18 protein-coding genes are annotated in these 20,375 nt (G+C 52.2%); 8 read left to right on the plus strand and 10 right to left on the minus strand.

Annotated elements, in window-relative coordinates; all coding sequences use genetic code 11:
- Positions 1-35 precede the first annotated feature (35 nt).
- Positions 36-845 carry an SRPBCC family protein gene (locus AC23NW_RS00825; RefSeq protein WP_487447073.1) on the minus strand — a complete coding sequence of 270 codons (810 nt, stop codon included), beginning with the start codon at positions 843-845 and terminating at the stop codon, positions 36-38.
- 142 nt (positions 846-987) lie between these two features.
- Positions 988-1,230: a type B 50S ribosomal protein L31 gene (locus tag AC23NW_RS00830; RefSeq protein WP_293834550.1), complete on the minus strand. Its 243-nt coding sequence runs from the start codon at positions 1,228-1,230 to the stop codon at positions 988-990.
- 468 nt (positions 1,231-1,698) lie between these two features.
- On the opposite strand from AC23NW_RS00830, the gene AC23NW_RS00835 reads away from it, so the two are divergent.
- Positions 1,699-4,164 carry a ribonucleoside-diphosphate reductase subunit alpha gene (locus AC23NW_RS00835; protein WP_487447074.1) on the plus strand — a complete coding sequence of 822 codons (2,466 nt, stop codon included), beginning with the start codon at positions 1,699-1,701 and terminating at the stop codon, positions 4,162-4,164.
- Between the two features lie 165 nt (positions 4,165-4,329).
- Positions 4,330-5,115: a LytTR family transcriptional regulator DNA-binding domain-containing protein gene (locus tag AC23NW_RS00840; protein ID WP_487447076.1), complete on the plus strand. Its 786-nt coding sequence runs from the start codon at positions 4,330-4,332 to the stop codon at positions 5,113-5,115.
- A gap of 59 nt (positions 5,116-5,174) precedes the next feature.
- Here AC23NW_RS00840 and AC23NW_RS00845 read toward each other — a convergent pair whose 3' ends face one another.
- Positions 5,175-6,158: a phytanoyl-CoA dioxygenase family protein gene (locus tag AC23NW_RS00845; RefSeq protein WP_487447077.1), complete on the minus strand. Its 984-nt coding sequence runs from the start codon at positions 6,156-6,158 to the stop codon at positions 5,175-5,177.
- 142 nt (positions 6,159-6,300) lie between these two features.
- Here AC23NW_RS00845 and AC23NW_RS00850 point away from each other — a divergent pair, with 142 nt between their 5' ends.
- Positions 6,301-7,143: an AraC family transcriptional regulator gene (locus AC23NW_RS00850; RefSeq protein ID WP_293834561.1), complete on the plus strand. Its 843-nt coding sequence runs from the start codon at positions 6,301-6,303 to the stop codon at positions 7,141-7,143.
- 48 nt (positions 7,144-7,191) lie between these two features.
- Here the strand turns inward: AC23NW_RS00850 and AC23NW_RS00855 are convergent, their stop codons facing one another.
- Both AC23NW_RS00855 and AC23NW_RS00860 read right to left on the minus strand, forming a co-directional pair.
- Positions 7,192-8,196 carry a c-type cytochrome gene (locus AC23NW_RS00855; RefSeq protein WP_487447079.1) on the minus strand — a complete coding sequence of 335 codons (1,005 nt, stop codon included), beginning with the start codon at positions 8,194-8,196 and terminating at the stop codon, positions 7,192-7,194.
- 295 nt (positions 8,197-8,491) lie between these two features.
- Positions 8,492-9,991: a peptide MFS transporter gene (locus tag AC23NW_RS00860; protein ID WP_293834565.1), complete on the minus strand. Its 1,500-nt coding sequence runs from the start codon at positions 9,989-9,991 to the stop codon at positions 8,492-8,494.
- Positions 9,992-10,103: 112 nt separating this feature from the next.
- Here AC23NW_RS00860 and AC23NW_RS00865 point away from each other — a divergent pair, with 112 nt between their 5' ends.
- The 4 genes from AC23NW_RS00865 to AC23NW_RS00880 all read left to right on the plus strand — a co-directional run bounded on the left by AC23NW_RS00865 (position 10,104) and on the right by AC23NW_RS00880 (position 14,829).
- Positions 10,104-11,357, plus strand: coding sequence for an MFS transporter (locus AC23NW_RS00865; RefSeq protein WP_487447081.1), 1,254 nt, complete (start codon positions 10,104-10,106; stop codon positions 11,355-11,357).
- Positions 11,358-11,587: 230 nt separating this feature from the next.
- Positions 11,588-13,213 carry a phosphoenolpyruvate carboxykinase (ATP) gene (gene pckA, locus AC23NW_RS00870; protein WP_487447083.1) on the plus strand — a complete coding sequence of 542 codons (1,626 nt, stop codon included), beginning with the start codon at positions 11,588-11,590 and terminating at the stop codon, positions 13,211-13,213.
- Positions 13,214-13,286: 73 nt separating this feature from the next.
- The gene (locus AC23NW_RS00875; RefSeq protein WP_487447721.1) at positions 13,287-13,925 is read left to right on the plus strand and encodes a peptidoglycan DD-metalloendopeptidase family protein; all 639 of its coding nucleotides are present in this window, start codon (positions 13,287-13,289) and stop codon (positions 13,923-13,925) included.
- A gap of 31 nt (positions 13,926-13,956) precedes the next feature.
- The gene (locus AC23NW_RS00880; RefSeq protein WP_487447085.1) at positions 13,957-14,829 is read left to right on the plus strand and encodes an Rpn family recombination-promoting nuclease/putative transposase; all 873 of its coding nucleotides are present in this window, start codon (positions 13,957-13,959) and stop codon (positions 14,827-14,829) included.
- On the opposite strand, the gene truA is transcribed toward AC23NW_RS00880, so the two are convergent.
- Positions 14,802-15,602, minus strand: a complete 801-nt coding sequence (gene truA / locus AC23NW_RS00885; protein WP_487447086.1) for a tRNA pseudouridine(38-40) synthase TruA — start codon at positions 15,600-15,602, stop codon at positions 14,802-14,804. The two genes, AC23NW_RS00880 and truA, sit on opposite strands and share 28 nt — an antisense overlap.
- 51 nt (positions 15,603-15,653) lie before the next feature.
- On the minus strand, positions 15,654-15,986 hold the full coding sequence (locus AC23NW_RS00890; RefSeq protein ID WP_487447087.1) for a winged helix-turn-helix domain-containing protein: 333 nt from the start codon (positions 15,984-15,986) through the stop codon (positions 15,654-15,656).
- A gap of 414 nt (positions 15,987-16,400) precedes the next feature.
- On the opposite strand from AC23NW_RS00890, the gene recQ reads away from it, so the two are divergent.
- On the plus strand, positions 16,401-18,533 hold the full coding sequence (gene recQ, locus AC23NW_RS00895) for a DNA helicase RecQ (protein WP_487447088.1): 2,133 nt from the start codon (positions 16,401-16,403) through the stop codon (positions 18,531-18,533).
- A gap of 228 nt (positions 18,534-18,761) precedes the next feature.
- Here recQ and AC23NW_RS00900 read toward each other — a convergent pair whose 3' ends face one another.
- The 3 genes from AC23NW_RS00900 to AC23NW_RS00910 all read right to left on the minus strand — a co-directional run bounded on the left by AC23NW_RS00900 (position 18,762) and on the right by AC23NW_RS00910 (position 20,372).
- A complete protein-coding gene (locus tag AC23NW_RS00900; RefSeq protein ID WP_293834576.1) occupies positions 18,762-19,289 on the minus strand; it encodes a hypothetical protein in 528 nt (175 codons plus the stop codon).
- Positions 19,290-19,333: 44 nt separating this feature from the next.
- Positions 19,334-19,690 carry a PadR family transcriptional regulator gene (locus tag AC23NW_RS00905; RefSeq protein WP_293834578.1) on the minus strand — a complete coding sequence of 119 codons (357 nt, stop codon included), beginning with the start codon at positions 19,688-19,690 and terminating at the stop codon, positions 19,334-19,336.
- 163 nt (positions 19,691-19,853) lie between these two features.
- A complete protein-coding gene (locus AC23NW_RS00910) occupies positions 19,854-20,372 on the minus strand; it encodes a hypothetical protein (RefSeq protein ID WP_487447090.1) in 519 nt (172 codons plus the stop codon).
- Positions 20,373-20,375: the final 3 nt, after the last annotated feature.

The following is a 20,375-nucleotide window of genomic DNA, read 5'->3' on the forward strand; positions in this document are numbered from 1 at the left end:
AAAAAGCGGGTAAGGAGCACTTACCCGCTTTTTTATTAATGAACCGGCGTTTGCCACGAAGGAGCGGGTTCATCGAGCGATGGGTTGATGCGTTCCTGCACCGGGTTCATCGGCCCCGTGTTGGTTTCGAGATAGTGCTTGAAGCGCTTGATATCGTCCTTAATCATTTTCTTAAAGACCGGATTGAACAGGCTGGCCAGTGCTTCGCCAACCAATCCTTCCGGAGCCCGGTATTTGATGGTAACGATGATGGTTGTCCCGCCATTGGGTGCGTCAATAAACTGAACTTCGCCCGAGTTATCGACGGTTGCCCCCGGCACTGAGCGCCACATCAGCCGGTTATTAGTATCTTCTTCGGTGATTTCGGCATCCCACTCAATTTTTGACATCGACTGAACGGTCTGGTTCTGAACGTCAAGGCGCGCGACCCAATGTGAGCGTTTGGCATCCAGCTGTTCTACGCGTTCGAGGTGATGCATGAAGCGGGGCAGGTTTTCCAGCTGCCGCCAGTGCTGATATACGTCGGCGCGGGGCTGATCAACGGTGACGGTCTGATTGATCTCCATCACCCTGGTTTCGGTTTTACCGTCGGCCGTATCGCGGCCAATCGCCTCGTTGACCGGACAGTGGCCGGTTGCCCCGCGAAAGGCGAGGGCCCCGCCGATAGCGGCCAGTAATGCGCCGCCAATGCCGCCACGACGCAGCCCGATGGTGGCCAGCAGCGCTCCACCGCCCATGGAGGCCCATCGTTCATTTTTTCCAATATTAATCCGGCTTGAGCCACTTGCAATCGGATCGACCGGTACTGTCCGCAGCACCAGTGCGTTTTTGTTGTTCGTTGCCATAGTCGTCAGGTTATGTATTACTCTATTTGTTAACTTGACTACTGGCAAAATGTTGGCGTTAAATCAGGGAGCGGGATTGGGGTAAAACTAAAACGCCCCGCTACAGGTCATGCAGCGGGGCGTTTTGTAAGCTGAGTACGTGTTATTTCTTGCCGTATTTCTTACGGAACTTGTCAACACGACCAGTGATGTCAAGAAGAACGTTCTTACCGGTATAGAAAGGGTGCGACTGTGAGCTAACCTCGATCTTTACCAATGGATACGTCTGACCTTCGAATTCGATCGAGTCTTTTGTCTGGACTGTCGAACGAGTTACGAATTTATAATCACTCGACAGATCGTGGAATACCACGTCGCGATACTCCGGGTGAATGCCTTTTTTCATAGTATTTCTTTGATTTTCTTGCCTTTGCTCGGTTGCCGACCGAAAAGGACTGCAAAAATAACTAGTTTTGGGCTGGTTTACAACAAATTGCCGCCGGATTTCTTTTTTATACCGCTGAGTAGAATTCAAGTCAGCTTATTTTGGGCCAAACCGGATTATTTTTTAATTTTCGATAACAGTTTACGGCACCTGCCGGCATACTTTCAGCCTCTTCCGGAAATTATACTATTCGAAGTTTTTACGATTTCGATATGATATTCATCACAGCCTTCCTTAAGTGGCTAGTGATTAGCACTTACTAGTTGTCAGATAAATGCACTAGAGTTTGATTTTTCGAAGGAATTGCAAAAACATGACACCTTTTCGTTTGCTTTTGCGTCTATCGGAATAGTACCTTTAATGAATTTTCCATTTTGGCGGGGAGCCACTTTGCGATAAACAGATCACTTACGATAAATAACAATCACCATGTACGTTATTAAACGGGATGGCCGGCGCGAATCGGTAAAATTTGACAAAATTACGGCTCGGATTGAGCGACTCTGCTACGGGCTCGACCCGGTTCATGTGCAGCCCATTGAGGTAGCCATGAAGGTTGTTAATGGCTTGTATGACGGGGTTAAAACAACCGAATTAGACAACCTGGCCGCTGAGACAGCGGCCTCGATGACCACCAAACACCCGGATTATGCCATCCTGGCGGCACGGCTGGCCATCTCAAACCTCCACAAGGAAACCCAGAAGTCGTTCTCCGGAACGATTAAGCGGCTCTACAACTACGTGGACCCGAAAACCGGCGAAAGCGCAGCCCTCATTTCAAAAGAGGTGTATGACGTAATCCGGAAAAATGCTTCCCTGCTTGATTCGTCGATCATCTATGACCGCGACTATGGCTATGATTATTTCGGCTACAAAACGCTGGAAAAATCATACCTGCTGAAAATGGAAGGTAAGATTGCCGAGCGTCCGCAGCACATGCTGATGCGGGTGGCTGTCGGCATTCACCAGGATGATATTGATGCGGCCATTGAGACGTATAACCTACTGAGTGAGAGATGGTTTACGCATGCTACGCCAACTCTTTTCAATGCCGGTACGCCGAAACCGCAGATGTCAAGCTGCTTCCTGCTGACGATGAAAGACGACAGCATCGAAGGAATTTACGACACGCTGAAGCAAACGGCCAAGATTTCGCAGTCGGCCGGTGGTATCGGGTTGAGCATCCATAATGTGCGGGCCACCGGAACCTACATTAAAGGCACCAACGGTACGTCGAACGGAATTGTGCCGATGCTGCGTGTCTTCAACGACACGGCGCGGTACGTTGACCAGGGCGGCGGAAAACGGAAAGGTTCATTCGCTATTTACCTTGAGCCATGGCATGCCGATATCTTCGACTTTTTGGATTTGAAGAAGAATCACGGTAAGGAAGAACTCCGTGCCCGCGATTTATTCTTTGCCCTTTGGGTACCTGATCTGTTCATGAAGCGCGTAGAAGACAACGACACCTGGTCGCTGTTCTGTCCGCACGAATGCCCTGGTCTGGCCGATACATACGGCGACGAATTTGAGGCATTGTATACGCGTTACGAGCGCGAAGGCAAAGCCCGGAAAGTAGTGAAGGCGCAGGACCTGTGGTTCGAAATTCTGGAATCACAGACCGAAACCGGCACACCATACATGCTGTACAAAGATGCAGCAAACCAGAAATCGAACCAGAAAAATCTCGGTACCATCAAGTCGTCGAACCTGTGTACTGAGATCATCGAATATACATCACCGGATGAGGTGGCGGTTTGTAACCTGGCCTCAATCGCGCTGCCTAAATTTGTCGTTGCCGGCCCTGACGGCGTGCTTCGGTTCGATCATCAGAAATTGTACGAAATCACGAAAGTGGCTACGCGCAACCTGAACAAAATTATCGACCTGAACTACTATCCTGTCGAAGAAGCCCGTCGCTCAAATATGCGCCACCGGCCGATCGGTTTGGGCGTGCAGGGGCTGGCTGATGCCTTCATTCTGCTCCGTATGCCGTTTGAATCGGATGAAGCCCGCCGCCTGAACGAAGAGATTTTCGAGACAATCTACTTCGGTGCCATGACGGCGTCGATGGAACTGGCGAAAGTCGACGGTGCGTACGAAACCTGGAAGGGCTCACCTATTTCGCAGGGTATTTTCCAGTTCGATATGTGGGGGGTAACGCCGCAATCGAACCGCTGGGACTGGGAAGAGCTGCGTAAGGACGTTGTGGAACACGGTGTCCGGAACTCCCTGCTGCTGGCACCGATGCCAACGGCATCAACCAGCCAGATTCTGGGCAACAACGAGTGCTTCGAGCCGTATACCAGCAACATTTATACCCGCCGGGTATTGTCAGGGGAATTCGTGGTGGTGAACAAACACCTGCTGCGCGATCTGGTGAAACTGGGCTTATGGAACGATAGCATGAAGAACATGCTGATCGCAGCCAACGGTTCGGTACAGGCGATCCCGACGATTCCGCAGCACATCAAGGACCTGTACAAAACCGTTTGGGAGATCAAGCAGAAACATATCATCGATATGGCTGCTGACCGCGGGGCATACATCTGCCAGTCACAGTCGCTGAACATTCACATTCAGGATCCGAACTTCGGTAAGCTGACGTCGATGCACTTCTACGCCTGGAAGCGTGGCCTGAAAACAGGTATGTACTACCTGCGTACGAAGGCTGCTGCGGATGCCGTTAAGTTCACCGTTGAGAAGCAAGCCGAAGCGCAGATTAATCCGGCGGTTGTTGCTGTTCACGAGCAGCCGCTGAACTACCAGCAGTATGCGCAGGAGCACGCGGCTCAGGCAGTAGCCGCGCCTGTCGTTACGGATCTGGAGCAGCAATATGCCGCCATCGCCTGTTCGCTCGACGATCCGGAAGGCTGCGAAATGTGCGGAAGTTAACAGAGTATCATGTTTATATCCCAAACCCCAGCCTGTCAAGGCCGGGTTTTTTTGTGCCCACAGGATAGACAAATCAGTTTATTCCGGAATCCGCTAATCTAAAGATGTACCTTTGTTGTTAATGAATAATTGTAATTAGTAACAACATGGCAAGTGATAAACGGTATGAGCTTTATTAATGACGTTATTCGGCATCCTGTACTAATCAGTCATTTATCCGGAGCAAACAACTATACCTGGGTTCATTTCAGAGCGGCGTCGAAACTGTTAATCAGCAAGCCGTTACGCTATTTCGAAGAGCGGTTTCCTGATTTTGTCAGGCTTCATAAAGTAGTGCTGGCCAATCCCCGGTGCATTAAACAGGTTATACCACCGCCAACGCTGAAAAAAAGCGGAGAAGTAGAACTGGAGGACGGTACGAGGCTGCCCATTAGCCGTCGCCGCTGGAAAGAAATCGCTGAGACCATTACGTCCGATACCGGGCACATGCAGAACCCGGACGATGATCCCGTGATTTTGTTTGTTTCCGCCGACCGGCACAAAGGGCTGTTGCTGCAGCAGGTAATCGAAAGCACGTACAGTCCGTACCGTGTCCATATCATGCCCCATGCCAGCCTGGTTTGCGGCTTGCTTCGGGAACTGCCTCCCGCCGACCTTCCGGTGCTGATGATCGTAGATGCGCGTCAATCGTTTCAGGAGCCGCTTAATGTGCTGCGGCAGCTAAAAAACAATAAACACACGTCATACCTGCCGATTGTGGTTCTGGTGCGCGAAGAAGAAAAAGAAACGGTTTATCAGCATTATGTACGCTATGCCAACTCGGTCGTATCGGTTCCTGAGTCGAATACATCGTTTGTGGAAACGATTAAGTGGCTATGCCAATACTGGCTCAGATTCAACAGATTACCAGGCAGGGTAGTGCTTGAAGAATGGGGGATGGTAAGCGAATAGGTGTTAACATGCGTAAACGGCGGGCCACATGTGGCCCGCCGTTTACGCATGTGTGAGGATCACCACGGAGTACTGCCCAGCAGTTTTTCGCCCAGCGGCGATAATGATGCCGTTTCTTGACGGGTTTTCTCCCAGTTACGCGGGTCGCCCGGAAAAGCGTAACCGTCCGGAGCAATGCGGTCTTTCCATGACCGGATGCGCCATTGCCGGAGTGCTTCGTTGTCTTCTTCGGCTGGCATCATCGAAATGTACTGCGCAATCCGCACCTTATTGCCCGAATGGTTGGGACGGATACCGTGGGGCTGGGTGCTGTTGAAAATCAGCAGGTCACCGGCTTCCAGTTTTACTTTCACGATCTTATCCTCAAAACCGGTTGTGTCGGGCCGGAAACGGTTGCGGTCTTCGGGCTGGGTGAGTTTCCAGGTATCATAAGTACGGAACAACTCCGGAATGCACTGAAAACCGCCCATGTTTTCGTCGGTCTGGTCGGCAAGGGCCAGCACGCCCTGCACATTCTGCGGGCGGGTTTCCGGATCATAATCCCAGTGAATAAATCCTTTGAATGTATCCTGGGGCCGCAATGGCATATTGAGGTTGCAGCGGTCGATGGTTACCCAGAGTTTTTCGGTACCCCAGATGTCCACAAAAGCATCGTAGACCCGTTGCGTCTGGCGGTTATCCCACAGATACTGATGGTTATAGAGTTCGACCATGCCGCTGCCGATCAGCTCTTTCATCTGCATATCGGCCCGTGGCGGCGCATACCATGTCTCCGGGTCATTCGGATTTTTTTCTTCAAAGTCCCAGATAAACCGGGCCAGACGTTCGGCCTGTTCTTTCGGAACCGCCTGTTTAATAACAATATAACCATTATCAATCCAGAACTGCCAGTCTTCTTCCGACAATACCCGCAACGGTACGCCGTTTGACCGGTCATTTAATTGCTGGCGGCTGCTGGTTGCAGTCGAGGGATTGCCTGGAATATCCTTATGAGCCTGATTAGGGCTCATCGTCGGTGCCATTGTCGGGGTCATTGTTTGCATCGGAATAGTAATTTATCATTATTGGATAAGACAAAAGTAGGCGGACTACTAACGGATTACTACACCGGTAATGGCTGGTATTTGAACAATATTGATAATTTTGACGAAAAATCAGCGTATATAAAAGCAAGTACGGACAAAAATGAAGCTAATCCGTGAAGATGTCCAGCCCGATCTGAACAGTTCGTTCAAGCTCTTTACACCCAGACTGAACGATTTTTACTATTGGCATTTCCATCCGGAATATGAGCTGGTTTACATTGAGGGAGCTGACGGACCGCGGCATGTGGGGGATCATCTATCGCGCTACAGCGGCAGTGATCTGGTCCTGATCGGACCCTACATCCCGCACCTGAATTTTGATTACGGCGTGCGGACGGCGTACCGGAAAGTGGTCGTACAGATGCTGCCTGACTTTATGGGCATGGCCTTTGGCCAGACACCTGAGCTTTCGGACATTGCCCGGCTGCTTCAGCTGGCCCGGCAAGGCATTGCCTTTGCCGGCAAAACAAAGCAGGAAGCCGGTGAAAGGCTGCTGGCGTTGCATACGCTCAGCCATTTCCGGCAGTTGATGGAGCTGCTGGCTATTTTTCAGTTGCTGGCCACGTCGGCAGAGACAGAGCTGCTCCACAGCCGGCCGGTTGAACAGGCTTACAACCAGCGGCAACAAGACCGAATTCAGCAGATTTATCAGTTTATTGACCAGCATTATCAGCGCCGGATGGAGGTAAGCGAAGCCGCCGATCTGACCAACCTGACGCCGGCCGCCTTTTGTCGTTATTTCCGGCAAATGACGCGGATGACCTTTACGGAGTATGTCAATCAGTACCGGGTGGCACAGGCTAAGAAAGGGCTGCTACAGGGGCAGTCGGTAACGGAAGCTTGTTTTGAGAGCGGTTTCGAGAGTCTGTCGTATTTCAACCGCGTTTTCCGGCGGGTAACGGGCCAGAATCCGCTGCAGTTTAAAAAGGAAATGCGGCGTTAGCACATTAACCTTCCAGGAAGTTCAAAACTTCCTGGAAGGTTGACATTATTAGTTCGCCGCTACAGCCGGCGCCGCTCCGTTAAACACAACTACTTTGTTTTTGATCGGCTTTACGGTTCTGAGGTAGGCATAAATCGCACCCAGATCGCGCTCGCTCATGCCGGCATACATCGTCCAGGGCATAATCGTCTGCATTTCGCCCTTATTAACTTTGTGCGGCTGGTAGCCCTTCGACAGGTCGTATGACTTGAAGCGGGCAATAAACGCTTCTTTGGTCCAGCGGCCGATACCGGTTTCCGGATCCGGCGTGATGTTGGCCGTTTGCAGCGGTCCCATCGGGCTCGCCATCGGATTGCCGCCGGCAAAATCCATCCCCGGTACCGGTTTCCCTTGCTCGGCTTTCGTATGACAATCGCCGCAGGCTGCTGCATTGGTCAGGTAACGGCCCAGCGCCACCTCGTCGGTAGTATCTGGCATGGCTTCAAACGCTGGTTTCTGCGGAATGGTGTTCACGATAAAATTCAGCGGGAAGTCAAGGTGCGAATCCGGAACGGGGTTCTGGATCGGTTGCAGGCTACGCACGTACGCCACAATCGATTCCACATCGTTGCGGTCCATGTGGCCATAGCGCGGGTGCGGCATGATCGGGAACAGGGCGCGGCCGTCTTTGTTGACACCTGACGTTACGGCCCGCAGAATTTCGCCGTCAGTCCAGTTTGTTAAACCGGCTGGCGTAATGTTGCGGGAGTACACTTCGCCGGGAACGCCGGCTTCGGGGCCGAACCGCTCACCGCCTTTGCCCAGGCTACCCGGTATCAACGGCGCGGAATACAAGGACCAGTCGCGGGTACTGTGGCAGTCCATACAAACACTGACGTGGTTGGCCAGGTATTTCCCGCGTTCAATTTTAGCAGCAGTAGCCTGGATTTTTACGTCTTCGGCCGCACCAACCGAGGCACCCGGCAGTCCTACCTTGACAAACGTCAGCACCCCGGCGACACCAACGAGCAAAACGCCCAGGCCAATACCGGCATAGCGGATAATTTTTTTCATGTTCTGAGTACTTATTGAGGTTACAAAAGGAGGTATTTATTGAATTAAATAGTGTTTCAGTGACAAGTAGTAAAATGGACTGATTTACTGATTAATAGCTTGGTTTTACCTCCGTTTTTTTATGGTCAATTCAAAATAAATGCCCCATCCGGCGGTTATCAATCGTAAAGGCAGTGAACCGGAAAAGTGGGTAGGTAAACCGTGGTAAGTCCGGAATCAATTGTATGGCTGAATAGTCATAAAAAAGCCCCGGTCGATCAGGATCGCCGGGGCTGTATATTTATGTATGAATAGTTTACTGAATGCCGCCCATCCACTTCTTCAGTGGTTTGGCAAAAAGCAGCATCAGGATGCCGAATGCGAGACTGAAATAAGCTACATTCTGGAACATAGCCGGCATTTGCTGTACATTTTCTTCGTCGAAACCGCCCGCAAACAGACCGGCAATCAGGTTACCCAGCGACGCGCCTACAAACCAGATACCCATCAGCTGGCTGACATACCGTTTTGGCGAAAGTTTGGTAAATGCACTCAGCCCTACCGGACTCAGACACAGCTCGCCGAGGGTATGGAACAGGTACGTAAACGTCAGGAATACCGGCGAGGTCAGCTGACCGGTCACCGCAATTTTAGATGCTACCACCATGATCAGGTAGCCAAGTCCTAACAGGAGCAGACCGGTTGCCAGCTTGGCCGGTGCCGGGAAGCTGATGTTGCGGTTGGCCAGGAAAATCCAGAGGCCGGCCATTACTGGCGAAAAGGTCAGGATAAACGCAGGGTTAAAGTTCTGAAACCAGCTCGACGGCATTTGCCAGCCAAACAGGTTCAGGTCCGTATGCCGGTCGGCAAAAATCTGAAGCGAAGACCCCTGCTGCTCAAAACCGGCCCAGAACAGGGCAGCGGCCAGGAAGAACGTAAACAGCACGGCCACCCGTTTTTTCTCTACCGGGGTCAGACCACCGGCGGCCAGGATGTAAATAAAGTAGCTGACGGCCACCAGCGAAATAATGGTGCCCATGGCTTTGGCCAGCCCCTGCGCAGTCGACATGTCGATTACACCTGAAAACTGTAGAATCACCAGAATGCCGGCCAGACCAACCAGAAATCCAATCAGTGATTTGTTACCGCCGCTTGCGGCGGCTTCGTCGCTGCTGCCGGTCTTTTTCGGTTCGTTACCGTACTGGCCGAGGTATTTCTGGCCCAGCGTACGGAAGGTGATCATACCGAGTCCCATGCCTACAGCCGCTGCACCAAATCCATAATGCCAGCCTACTTTCTGGCCCAGATACCCGACAATGGTAATGCCGAGGAACGAACCCAGGTTGATGCCCATGTAGAAGATCGAGAAGGCCGCATCGCGCCGCGCGCCGCCTTCAGGGTACAATTCGCCGACAATCGAACTGATGTTTGGTTTGAGCAGTCCGGTACCGAGGGCTACCACACAGAGGCCAAGGTAGAAGATAGCCGTTCCGGCCGGAAAGGCCAGAATGATGTGGCCCAGCATAATGATCAGGCCACCGTACCAGATGGATTTGCGCTGACCCAGAATGTTATCGGCGATCCAGCCGCCTGGCAGCGACAGCAGGTAAACGGATGCCGTGTATAAGCCATAGATGGCTGCACCTTCTGATTCGTTGAGGCCCATGCCACCGCTGATTTTGTCGAGCAGGAAAAGCAGCAGAATGGCACGCATGCCATAGTAGCTGAAACGTTCCCACATCTCGGTGAAAAACAGCACGTAAAGCCCCGGTGGGTGACCCTGTTTACGGGCAGGTGCATTGAGAGTTGATTCCATCAAAAAAAATTGGGTTTTAGTCGTGTTGTAAACGATAAAGTTTGGTAATTAACGACGATATAATCCCTAAAGATACAGTTCGGCCCTAAATCTGCCAAAACCCGACCTTGCTATGAAATACCGGTACCGTGTTCTCGGCTTTCTTTTTCTGCTGTCGATCATTACCTATCTCGACCGTGTCTGCATCTCGGTGGTAGGGCCGCGGATGAAAAAAGAGCTGGACCTCACCAATGAGCAGTTTGGCTATGTGCTCAGTGCGTTTGCGCTGGCGTATGCCCTTTTCGAAGTGCCGACCGGTACACTCGGCGACCGGATTGGTCCGCGCCGGGTGCTGGCACGGGTCGTGAGCTGGTGGTCGGCCTTTACGATGCTGACCGGTACGGCTTTCAATCTTGCTTATCTAGTGGTGATCCGGTTTTTGTTTGGTATGGGCGAGGCCGGTGCCTATCCCAACAGCTCCATCGTCATTGCGCGCTGGTTCCCCAAAACCGAAACGGGGCGGGCCCAGTCGTTCATCTGGGGCGCAGGCCGGATCGGCGGTGCGTTGTCTCCGCTGATCGTCGTACCGGTGGCAGCGGCGTTTGGCTGGCGGGCTTCGTTCTGGGTCATGGGCGGAATCGGTCTGGTCTGGGCGCTGGCCTGGTATATCTGGTTCCGCGATTTCCCGCACGAAAAACCTGACCTCTCGCCGGAGGAACTAACCGAAATTGAAGCTACCCGCAGCTATCAGGTACATGGGGCCGCCCGCAGCCACCGCATTCCGTGGGGGGCTATTTTCCGCAACCGGAATATGTGGGCCATCATGCTGATGTTTCACTTTTACATGTACGGGGCGTATTTCTTTACCGGTTGGCTGCCAACCTATTTGCAGGAAGGTCGTCAGTTTTCGGAGAAGGACATGACACTGTTTGCCACCCTGCCGTTTCTGCTGGGCGCACTGGGGTGTTTTACCGGCGGCTACGCCAGCGACTGGCTGTCCAAACGCTATGGCCTGCGCTTCGGCCGGCGGGTGGTCGGGCTCGTGGGCATGTTTGCGTCGAGTATGGTGATGCTGTCGGCAGCAATGGCCACCAGTAACCAGACGGCGGCCCTGTTGCTGGCGCTGGGTATGGCGTTCAAAGACCTGACCCTGCCGGTTTCGTTTGCAGTTTGTGTGGATGTCGGCCGGAGCAAATCCGGTACGGTGTCCGGTGCGATGAATATGGCCGGGCAGCTGGGGGCGTTTTTCCTGGGCATTCTGTTCGGCAAAATCGTGGACGCTACCGGTGACTACAACTACCCGCTCTACCTCATTGCTTTTCTGCTCTTGTGCAGCAGCCTGCTCTGGCTGATCATTGACCCTACCCGGGAAGTGGAACTGGAGTAAAGAGTGAAAGGGTGAAAGAGTGAAAGAGCGAAAAATGGTGATAGCCGGCAGGTAAAGAATTAGCCCGTGGCAATGGATAAAGAACGGATGATTGGTACGCATTAGCCAGATCAACGCTATGCGGGTCGCTCTTTCGCTCTTTAAAATTTAGATCAGTTTTCGGGGTGATTGTCGGCATAGGGTGCCGAAAGAGGTTATACTTATTTCGCCCTTAACAAACGACTCCGACTATGACAATCGCCTATGCTGCCGACGTGACCGATACACGCACCGGCACTCCCCAACCCGATGCTGTTTCATTTTCGTGCAAACAGCGGTTTGATAATCTGAGCGCAGCCGAACTGGTTGAACAGGCCATCCGCAATGGCGAAGGCACGCTGACGGCTACCGGTGCGCTGGCCTGCGATACCGGTGAGTTTACCGGACGGTCGCCGAAGGACCGGTATATTGTGAACGATGAGACAACGGCCGATGAGGTGTGGTGGGGCGAGGTGAACATTCCGTTTAAGGCGGATAAATTTGAAGGACTCTATCAGAAAATGCTGGCCAATCTGGCCGATAAGACGGTATACACCCGGTCGGCATACGTCTGCGCCCTGCCCGAATACCGGCTCAATGTGGAGGTGATCAACACAAAGGCGTATCATAACCTGTTTTGCTATAACATGTTCCTGCGGCCAACGGCGGAGGAGCTGAAAGACTTTACCCCTGATTTTACCATCATCTGCGATCCCGACTTTCTGGCTGACCCGGCGGTTGACGGGACAAAAAGCGCCAACTTTGCCATCCTGAACCTTACCCGTCACATGATTCTGATTGGCGGAACGGGGTATACCGGCGAAATGAAAAAAGGCATTTTCTCGGTGCTGAATTTTAAACTGCCCGTTGAGCGGCATACGCTGTCGATGCACAGCTCGGCCAACGAAGGCGAGGCCGGTGATGTGGCGGTATTCTTCGGCTTATCGGGGACGGGTAAAACCACGCTGTCGGCTGACCCGCACCGCTCGCTGATCGGTGACGATGAGCACGGCTGGGCACCCGAAGGCGTCTTCAATTTCGAAGGCGGCTGTTATGCCAAAGTCATTGACCTGTCGGCCGAAAAAGAACCGGAAATTTACGGGGCAATCCAGTTCGGAGCCATTCTGGAAAACACGCGATACAACGAAAATACCCGCAAAGTAGATTACACCGACCGGTCAGTTACGGAAAATACAAGGGTTTCGTACCCGATTCACTTCATCAACAATGCCAAAGCGCCGTCGGCCGGCGGGGTACCGAAAAACATCTTTTTCCTGACGGCCGATGCATTTGGCGTGCTGCCGCCCATTGCTAAACTGACGACCGGACAGGCGATGTACCATTTTATTTCGGGTTATACGGCGAAAGTGGCGGGTACCGAAGTGGGTGTTACAGAGCCTAAAGCTACATTTTCGGCCTGCTTTGGCGCAGCCTTTATGCCGCTCCATCCGACCCGATACGCCGAAATGCTGGGTGAGAAAATGAACGAACACGAGACCAATGTCTGGCTCATCAACACGGGCTGGACCGGCGGGGCGTATGGTACGGGCGAACGCATGAAGCTCCGATACACCCGCGCCATGATTACCGCCGCCCTGAACGGTGAGCTGGCCGATGTCGCCTATACCCATCATCCGGTATTCGGCGTGGCGATTCCCCAAAGCTGCCCGAACGTCCCGGCTGAGATCCTGAATCCACGGGATACGTGGCAGGACAAAGATCAGTACGATGCGACGGCGCAGAAACTGGCCGGCTTGTTCCGCGATAACTTCGGCAAGTACGAAGAATTTGCCAATGACGAAATCCGGGCGGGTGGGCCTGTGCGTCCGCAGGCATAACCGGTGGCGGTAATCGTTGTGAAAACGCGGATTGTTTGGCAACTTTGGCTGGCTAAACAATCCGCGTTTTTTGATGCATCATCCTGTGGTTATTTCGATCCCCTCGTACCTCATTCTCGACTTTTCGGCCACCAATCCGGACCTGGCTACGCTTGAGCTGACCGATACCGCCGTGTTTTCGGACTATGTGTTCGACAAGCTCCGGAAGTCGGGGGCAGCCGTCGGCGTGGGTGGGTATAATGAGCATCGGGTAATTTACCGGCGGAGTGCGCATTTCCAGCGAACTGCCGACCCCCGTGAAATTCATCTGGGTATTGATTTGTGGGCCGAAGCCGGTACGCCGGTGTATGCGCCGTTGGATGGCGTTGTGCACAGTTTTCAGGACAACAACAACTTCGGCGACTATGGCCCGACGATTATTCTGGCGCATCAGTATGAAGGCAAGCCGCTGTATAGCCTCTATGGACACCTGAGCCGCACGTCGCTCGAAGGGCTGTATGAAGGTAAGCCGGTGCAGGCAGGGGAGACGATTGCGGCGATCGGGCCGTATCCGGAGAACGGCAACTGGCCGCCGCACCTCCATTTCCAGCTCATGACCGATATGCTTGGCCTGAAAGGTGATTTCCCCGGCGTGTGCAGCCTGCGCGACCGTGACCGCTACCTCGCCATATGCCCCGACCCGAACAGGTTTCTGGGAATTGACGGGCTCTGACAGTTGTTTTCCTCCAAACCGTTATTGAATCATGACTGAATTCAGCGAGAAATACGTCAATCCATTTACTGATTTTGGCTTCAAGAAACTGTTCGGCGAAGAACCTAATAAGGACTTGCTGCTGGATTTTCTGAACGAACTTCTGCGGGAGCAGGAGGGTACTATTACCTCACTGACTTACCTCAAATCCGAGCATCTTGGGGCCGATGCGCTCGACCGCAAGGCTATTTTTGACCTTTACTGCGAAAATGAGCGGGGAGAGAAGTTTATTGTAGAGCTACAGAAGTCAAAGCAAAACTTCTTCAAAGACAGGACGCTTTATTATGCTACATTTCCGATTCGTGAGCAAGCCAAACGAGCTGACTGGAATTATGAATTAAAGGCGGTATACACCATTGCTATTCTTGACTTTGTTTTTGATGATGACAAAACAGACATGGCTAAATATCGCTACGATGTCAAGCTGACTGATGTTGAGACCTGTAAGGTTTTCTATGATAAACTAACGTTTATCTATCTGGAAATGCCTAAGTTCCGGAAGCAGATTCATGAACTGACAACGCGCTTTGAGAAGTGGCTTTACGTAATCAAAAACCTGAACCGGCTTGAGCGGATACCTGATGCACTGCGGGAAAAAATCTTTGAGCGACTTTTTGAAGTGGCGGAGATTGCCAAACTGAGCCACCGCGAGCTAATGTCCTATGAGGATAGCCTGAAATATTATCGGGACCTAAAAAATTCACTCGACACTGCACGTTTGGAGGGGCGCATAGAAGGTGAAACAGAAGCTAAGCTGGACGTAATCCGTAATGGATTGGCAGCGGGTTTGGCAGTAGATGTACTGGCCAAACTCACCGGAATGACCGAACACGATATTCAGGCACTAATCAGAAAAGGGCTCTGACCCATATCTTCCCGTGCCGGGCGGTTGGTTAATACGCCGTCGGGATAACTTACTTCGACCAGATACAGCCCGTTGGCGGGGGCCGGCGCACCCAGCTGGCTGCGGTCTCTGGCAAGAATCAGCTCGTCAAACCGGTCGAGCGACAGGCGCCCTTGCCCGATTTCCAGCATCGTTCCAACGATGGTCCGCACCATACCCCACAGAAACCGGTTGGCTTTGATGTGAAATGTCAGACAGCCGGGCGTGGTATACTGCCAGTACGCAAAGGCCAGGTCGCATTCGTAATGCATCACATCGGGCCGGAACTTGCTGAACGACCGGAAATTACGGTGTCGCAGCAATACGGCGCAGGCCTCATTCATTAGCTCAACGTTTACTTCCGGCCGGAAATGGAGGGTCTGCTGCTGAAGGAAAGCGTCTTTCCGCCGCGTGATGTGGTATTGGTAATAGCGGGATCGGGCCGAAAAACGGGCGTGATCCGTATCCCGGACCGGAAAAATTGCGTGGATGGCAATGTCAGGCGGTAACATGCAGTTCAGCGAATACAGAAAATCATCACTCAACGGCAGCGGGCTCTCCGTGTCAAGATGCACAAACTGCTGCCGGGCATGTACGCCCGCGTCGGTGCGTCCGCTGGCAACGACATATACCTGCCTGCCCAGCCGTTTCGACAAAACATCACTGAGCGTGGTCTGAATACTGGTGCCGTTCGACTGGGTTTGCCAGCCGCTGTAGTTTGTGCCCTGATAGGAAAGCTCAATGAAATAACGCATGGGGCAAAGGTACAACTTCTGCCGGTGCAGGATGCTCCGCCGAAGACTACGTTAGTCGGGCAACTGCCGGGTTTCCTGCTCCAGAAAGGCCCGGAAACGCTCTTGCAGGCCCCGGAAATGATCAAGGTATTTAAGCCCTTCCTCCGTTACGATGGCACCGCCGCCTTTCTCGCCGCCGGTCTGGGTCGACACCAGCGGGGTTGCTGCCTGGGTGTTCATGGACTGAACAAGGTCCCAGGCCCGTTTATATGACATCTTCATGGCTTTAGCGGCCTGATTAATGGAGCCTGTCTGCTGGATATGTTCCAGCAGTTCCATGCGGCCGACACCAAAAAAGCGGTCGTCGGCTTCGAGCCAGATGCGGCCGTTAATACGTAAGTTCATAGCCATTGTGCGGCTAAGTTAAAAAAAGAAAGCGTACCGGCATCCTGTGCACCGGTACGCTTTCCGTTAATGCGTTGTTTACTGTTAACTACCTGATAGTAAGTGACAATGTGATCGACGGAGATTTGATGTTTACTGATACTGCTGGTGGTATAGTTGTGGAACCATATCCTTTATAGGCCATTAAAAGACTAACAATCAGCGCAATTAATGTGATACGTTTATTCATGATCAGTGTTTGTGTGAGTCGCTTTACTGGATTTATTCTTGTGACGGAGGGAGGTTCAGAAAATAACGCAGGGGTACAGCGTTCCGCGCAAAATTTTGTAAATTTGACTAGCCGATATGCAGTAACGAAACTTCTGAACAGACCATTCGTCTAATAAACTGCATACACTTTTTACTCTTTTCAGCATGATTGCCAGTGCACCGCTTACGTCTGATAATCCTACCGACTATCTCAAACGCTACTACGGTTACGACCGCTTCCGCCCGATGCAGGAAGACATTATCCGCTCGGTTCTGTCGGGACGGGATACGGTGGTGTTAATGCCGACGGGGGGCGGTAAATCGGTTTGTTTTCAGATTCCGGCCGTCATGAAGCCGGGGGTATGCGTGGTGGTTTCACCGCTGATTGCCCTGATGAAAGATCAGGTCGAGGCGCTGCATCTGAATGGTATTTCTGCCGCATACCTCAACAGTACGCAATCGTCCAAAGAGCAGCGGCAGATTGAAACCGATGCGCTGGCGGGTAAGATCAAGCTGTTATATGTCTCTCCCGAGAAACTGCTGAGTGAAAGCATGTTTATCTTTCTCCAGCAATTACAGCTGTCCCTGTTCGCAATCGACGAAGCCCATTGTATTTCGTCCTGGGGGCATGATTTCCGGCCGGAATACACACAGCTGAATGTGCTGAAAAAACATTTTCCACATGTAACAACAGTGGCGCTGACGGCCACGGCCGATAAACTGACGCGGCAGGACATTGCCCAGCGCCTCAACATGAACGATCCGGCCGTATTTATTGCTTCGTTCAACCGCCCGAACCTGAGCCTGCAGGTATTGCCGGGGACCAACCGCTTCCAGCAGATTGTGCGGCTGCTGAATATGAAACCTGATACGTCGGGGGTGATCTACTGCCTGAGCCGGAAATCAACGGAGTCACTGGCGGCGAAGCTGCAGGAAAAAGGGTTTATGGCGGGGTTCTACCATGCCGGTATGAGTGCACAGGAGCGGTCGATGGTGCAGGAGATGTTCCTGAAAGACGATATCCGGATCATGTGCGCGACCATTGCCTTCGGGATGGGGATTGATAAGTCGAATGTGCGGTGGGTAATCCACTATAACATGCCCAAAAACATCGAAAGCTTTTATCAGGAAATCGGACGGGCCGGCCGCGATGGGCTTAACTCGGATACGGTCCTGTTTTACAGCTTTGCCGATGTGGCGACGTACAAGGAGATGCTGACCGAAAACAATCCGGCGAACCTCGGGCTACAGCTCGCCAAGCTCGAACGGATGCAGCAATATGCCGATGCGCATACCTGTCGCCGGCAGATTCTGCTGAGTTACTTTTCGGAAGAACTGACCGAGCCGTGCGGCAACTGTGATGTCTGCCGGAATCCGCGGGTTACCTTCGATGGCACCATCATTGCCCAAAAGGCGCTTTCGGCCATTCTGCGGCTGAAGGAACGGGTACCGATGAACCTGCTGATTGATGTCTTGCGGGGTTCCCGCAGCCAGCAGGTGCTCATGAACGGCTACGATAAAATTAAAACCTACGGGGCCGGTGCGGATCTCAAATTCGACGAGTGGCGGAATTATCTTCAGCAACTGATCAATGTCGGGGTTATTGAAATTGCCTATGACCAGCATTATGCCCTGAAAAAAGGCATTCTGGGCGACGGGGTGCTGTTTCAGGGGAAAAAGGTAGACCTTGTCCGGCCCGACGATGCGCCGAAGGTGGTGGTTGAGAAGCCGAAAACCAAAACCGAGCAGGCCAAAGACGAACTGCTCGACCGCCTCAAAGCGCTCCGGAAACAAATTGCCGACGAGCAGAATGTGCCGCCGTATGTGGTCTTTACCGATACGACCCTCGAAGACATGGCCCGGCTGCGGCCGACTACGCCCGATGGCCTGCGCAATGTCAGCGGGGTGGGTGAGCGGAAGCTCCAGTTATTTGGCCCTCGCTTCCTGAAGGAAATCGTCGGCTACGTAACCGGCAAGGCCAAAGACGGCAACACCCTCCGTGGTTCCACGCAGCTGCTGACGCTGGAACTCTATAACCAGGGAATGAGTATGGAAGAGATTGCTGCCGAACGAAAGCTGACAACCGGCTCGATTGCCAACCACCTTGTTCACCTCTTCAAGGCAGGGTATAGCATTGATATTGAAGCGCTCATCAGCCAGCAGGATGCGCTCGAAATCGAAGCGGCCATTAACGAGGTCGGGCTTGCCGAGGGGCGGCTGAAGCCGGTATACGACTACCTGAACGGCCGCTATGATTACGGCAAAATTCAGCTTGTTGCCGGGTTGATGGAAGGGTGATTCTTGGGTTCTGGTGGTTGTTATGTTCTGATTTACTGGTTGTTGCTGTGTTCTGAGTTACTGTTGGTTCTAATGGTTCTGCTGGTAACTAACAACAACCAGTAACCACCAGCAACCAAAAAACTACCAGTAACCACCAGAACCACCAGCAACAAAAAAACTATCAGTAACCAAAAAAAAACCAGTAACCGGCAGAATGAATTGGGCTGTTAGTGCTTTTGTATTGGTTCAGTCGTTAACGACCATATATTTCTGCTTCATGTTCTGGATAAACCAGGAGAAGCCGCTGAAGGCGACACACGAAATGCCCACCAGCCACATAGCTCCGCTCAGAGTCATATACGACCATTTCCCCTGATTCAGGCCGGAAATCAAACCGATCAGCATCAGGAAAAAACCAGCACCGCCCAGCAGCGCATCACGCAGGCTGTTGCCGTAGTTCTGGCGGAGGTAATACGCCCCGTACGCCTTGTTACGCGTTTCGAACACAATATCATCCAGACTCGCCTGGGCCATATTCTCCTGCTTAAGGGTCAGGGCATCGCGGTAGGTCTCCTGCAAAGTACCGACGGCATCAGAGCTGGCTTCCAGCATGGCCTTGTCGATAGCGGTTTCGAACGGCAGGCCAATCCACATATAGTATTCGACCTCACAGGCCATATGGTCCACTAGTTCGCTGAGCAGCGATTCATCAGAACCATTCTGGATGAGGTGATGGCGTAACCGGGTGATTTGTTGGGAAGAAAGCTTTTCCATAAGGCTACTTCATTTTTGTGTGCGTATGAAAAGGTCGTTTGGAATCAGGAATGCCCCAGCGATAAGGATGAGGGCGGAAAGAGGAGCGCACGCATGGCGTCCATAAAACGTTCAAAATCAGAAACTTTTTGAATGGCAGTTTCAGTGCCACGCGGGGTAAGCGAATAGTACTTCCGCAAACGGCCATCGACTTCTACGGATTTGGTAACCAGCAGACCGTCCTGTTCCAGTTTGTGGAGCACCGGATAAAGCGCGCCGAATGTGAGCGTAATCTGCCCCTTGGTACGTTCTTTAACCGCTTGCGTGATTTCATAACCATACATTGTACCCCGCTCGGCCAGAAGCTTCAAGACGATGGTCTTGAGTACCCCGCGTAAAAATTCACTGGTCGAAGATTCCATATGGCATTGTCTAGTTTGGTACAAATATATATAGTTAAATTATATATGCAAGAAAAAGTGTGGATATGTCAGCTATAGCTTACCGGCTTGTATGGAATAGATACAAAAACGCCGGTAAATGCACAAAGCATACCGGCGTTTTTTACAAAAAACAGTATCAGGCTTATGAAACCTGTTTAAAGTCCTCCACGGTAAGGTGTTGTCCCTTATCACTGGTAAACGACAGTGAATAAAGGCTGTTATTTTGATTCTGCTGGGATACACCCGTCAGGCGATGCGGAGCAACCGAATAGGTAGTGACCGTACCGCGCTGATTGTCAGTAATGACCAGCAACGACTTTTCCCGATAGTAGTTGACCGTCAGGTGATTCTGGGTGGAAACGATACTTGGTTTACCCAGTCCGTCTGTTTCCGATTTTGCGTCAATGGTCTCCGGTGCCCCTTGCTGTGTGTATAGCTGAACAAGGTCAGCAAAAACACCGGTCAGTTTTGCTTTCAGGGCATGATTCGAAAAGTCGGAAATCATCAGCATTCCGTTCTGCCACTGGCCCATACCACCCAGCGCGGGGTGATTAAACTGGGCCTGTTTACCGTGCCCCAGCGAGAGCTGGTTAAACAAATGTGTTACCACTTCTTCGCTGAGCGTATGGGTCTGCGCAATCTGCGCGATGGATGTTGCCATAGC

Source organism: Arsenicibacter sp. R0_47, from assembly GCF_057652235.1.

Coding starts and splice junctions, on each gene's coding strand:
- AC23NW_RS00825 (WP_487447073.1), bottom strand. CDS start 845: ATGGCAACGAACAACAAAAACGCACTGGTGCTGCGGACAGTACCGGTC.
- AC23NW_RS00830 (WP_293834550.1), bottom strand. CDS start 1,230: ATGAAAAAAGGCATTCACCCGGAGTATCGCGACGTGGTATTCCACGAT.
- AC23NW_RS00835 (WP_487447074.1), top strand. CDS start 1,699: ATGTACGTTATTAAACGGGATGGCCGGCGCGAATCGGTAAAATTTGAC.
- AC23NW_RS00840 (WP_487447076.1), top strand. CDS start 4,330: ATGAGCTTTATTAATGACGTTATTCGGCATCCTGTACTAATCAGTCAT.
- AC23NW_RS00845 (WP_487447077.1), bottom strand. CDS start 6,158: ATGCAAACAATGACCCCGACAATGGCACCGACGATGAGCCCTAATCAG.
- AC23NW_RS00850 (WP_293834561.1), top strand. CDS start 6,301: ATGAAGCTAATCCGTGAAGATGTCCAGCCCGATCTGAACAGTTCGTTC.
- AC23NW_RS00855 (WP_487447079.1), bottom strand. CDS start 8,196: ATGAAAAAAATTATCCGCTATGCCGGTATTGGCCTGGGCGTTTTGCTC.
- AC23NW_RS00860 (WP_293834565.1), bottom strand. CDS start 9,991: ATGGAATCAACTCTCAATGCACCTGCCCGTAAACAGGGTCACCCACCG.
- AC23NW_RS00865 (WP_487447081.1), top strand. CDS start 10,104: ATGAAATACCGGTACCGTGTTCTCGGCTTTCTTTTTCTGCTGTCGATC.
- pckA (WP_487447083.1), top strand. CDS start 11,588: ATGACAATCGCCTATGCTGCCGACGTGACCGATACACGCACCGGCACT.
- AC23NW_RS00875 (WP_487447721.1), top strand. CDS start 13,287: ATGCATCATCCTGTGGTTATTTCGATCCCCTCGTACCTCATTCTCGAC.
- AC23NW_RS00880 (WP_487447085.1), top strand. CDS start 13,957: ATGACTGAATTCAGCGAGAAATACGTCAATCCATTTACTGATTTTGGC.
- truA (WP_487447086.1), bottom strand. CDS start 15,602: ATGCGTTATTTCATTGAGCTTTCCTATCAGGGCACAAACTACAGCGGC.
- AC23NW_RS00890 (WP_487447087.1), bottom strand. CDS start 15,986: ATGAACTTACGTATTAACGGCCGCATCTGGCTCGAAGCCGACGACCGC.
- recQ (WP_487447088.1), top strand. CDS start 16,401: ATGATTGCCAGTGCACCGCTTACGTCTGATAATCCTACCGACTATCTC.
- AC23NW_RS00900 (WP_293834576.1), bottom strand. CDS start 19,289: ATGGAAAAGCTTTCTTCCCAACAAATCACCCGGTTACGCCATCACCTC.
- AC23NW_RS00905 (WP_293834578.1), bottom strand. CDS start 19,690: ATGGAATCTTCGACCAGTGAATTTTTACGCGGGGTACTCAAGACCATC.
- AC23NW_RS00910 (WP_487447090.1), bottom strand. CDS start 20,372: ATGGCAACATCCATCGCGCAGATTGCGCAGACCCATACGCTCAGCGAA.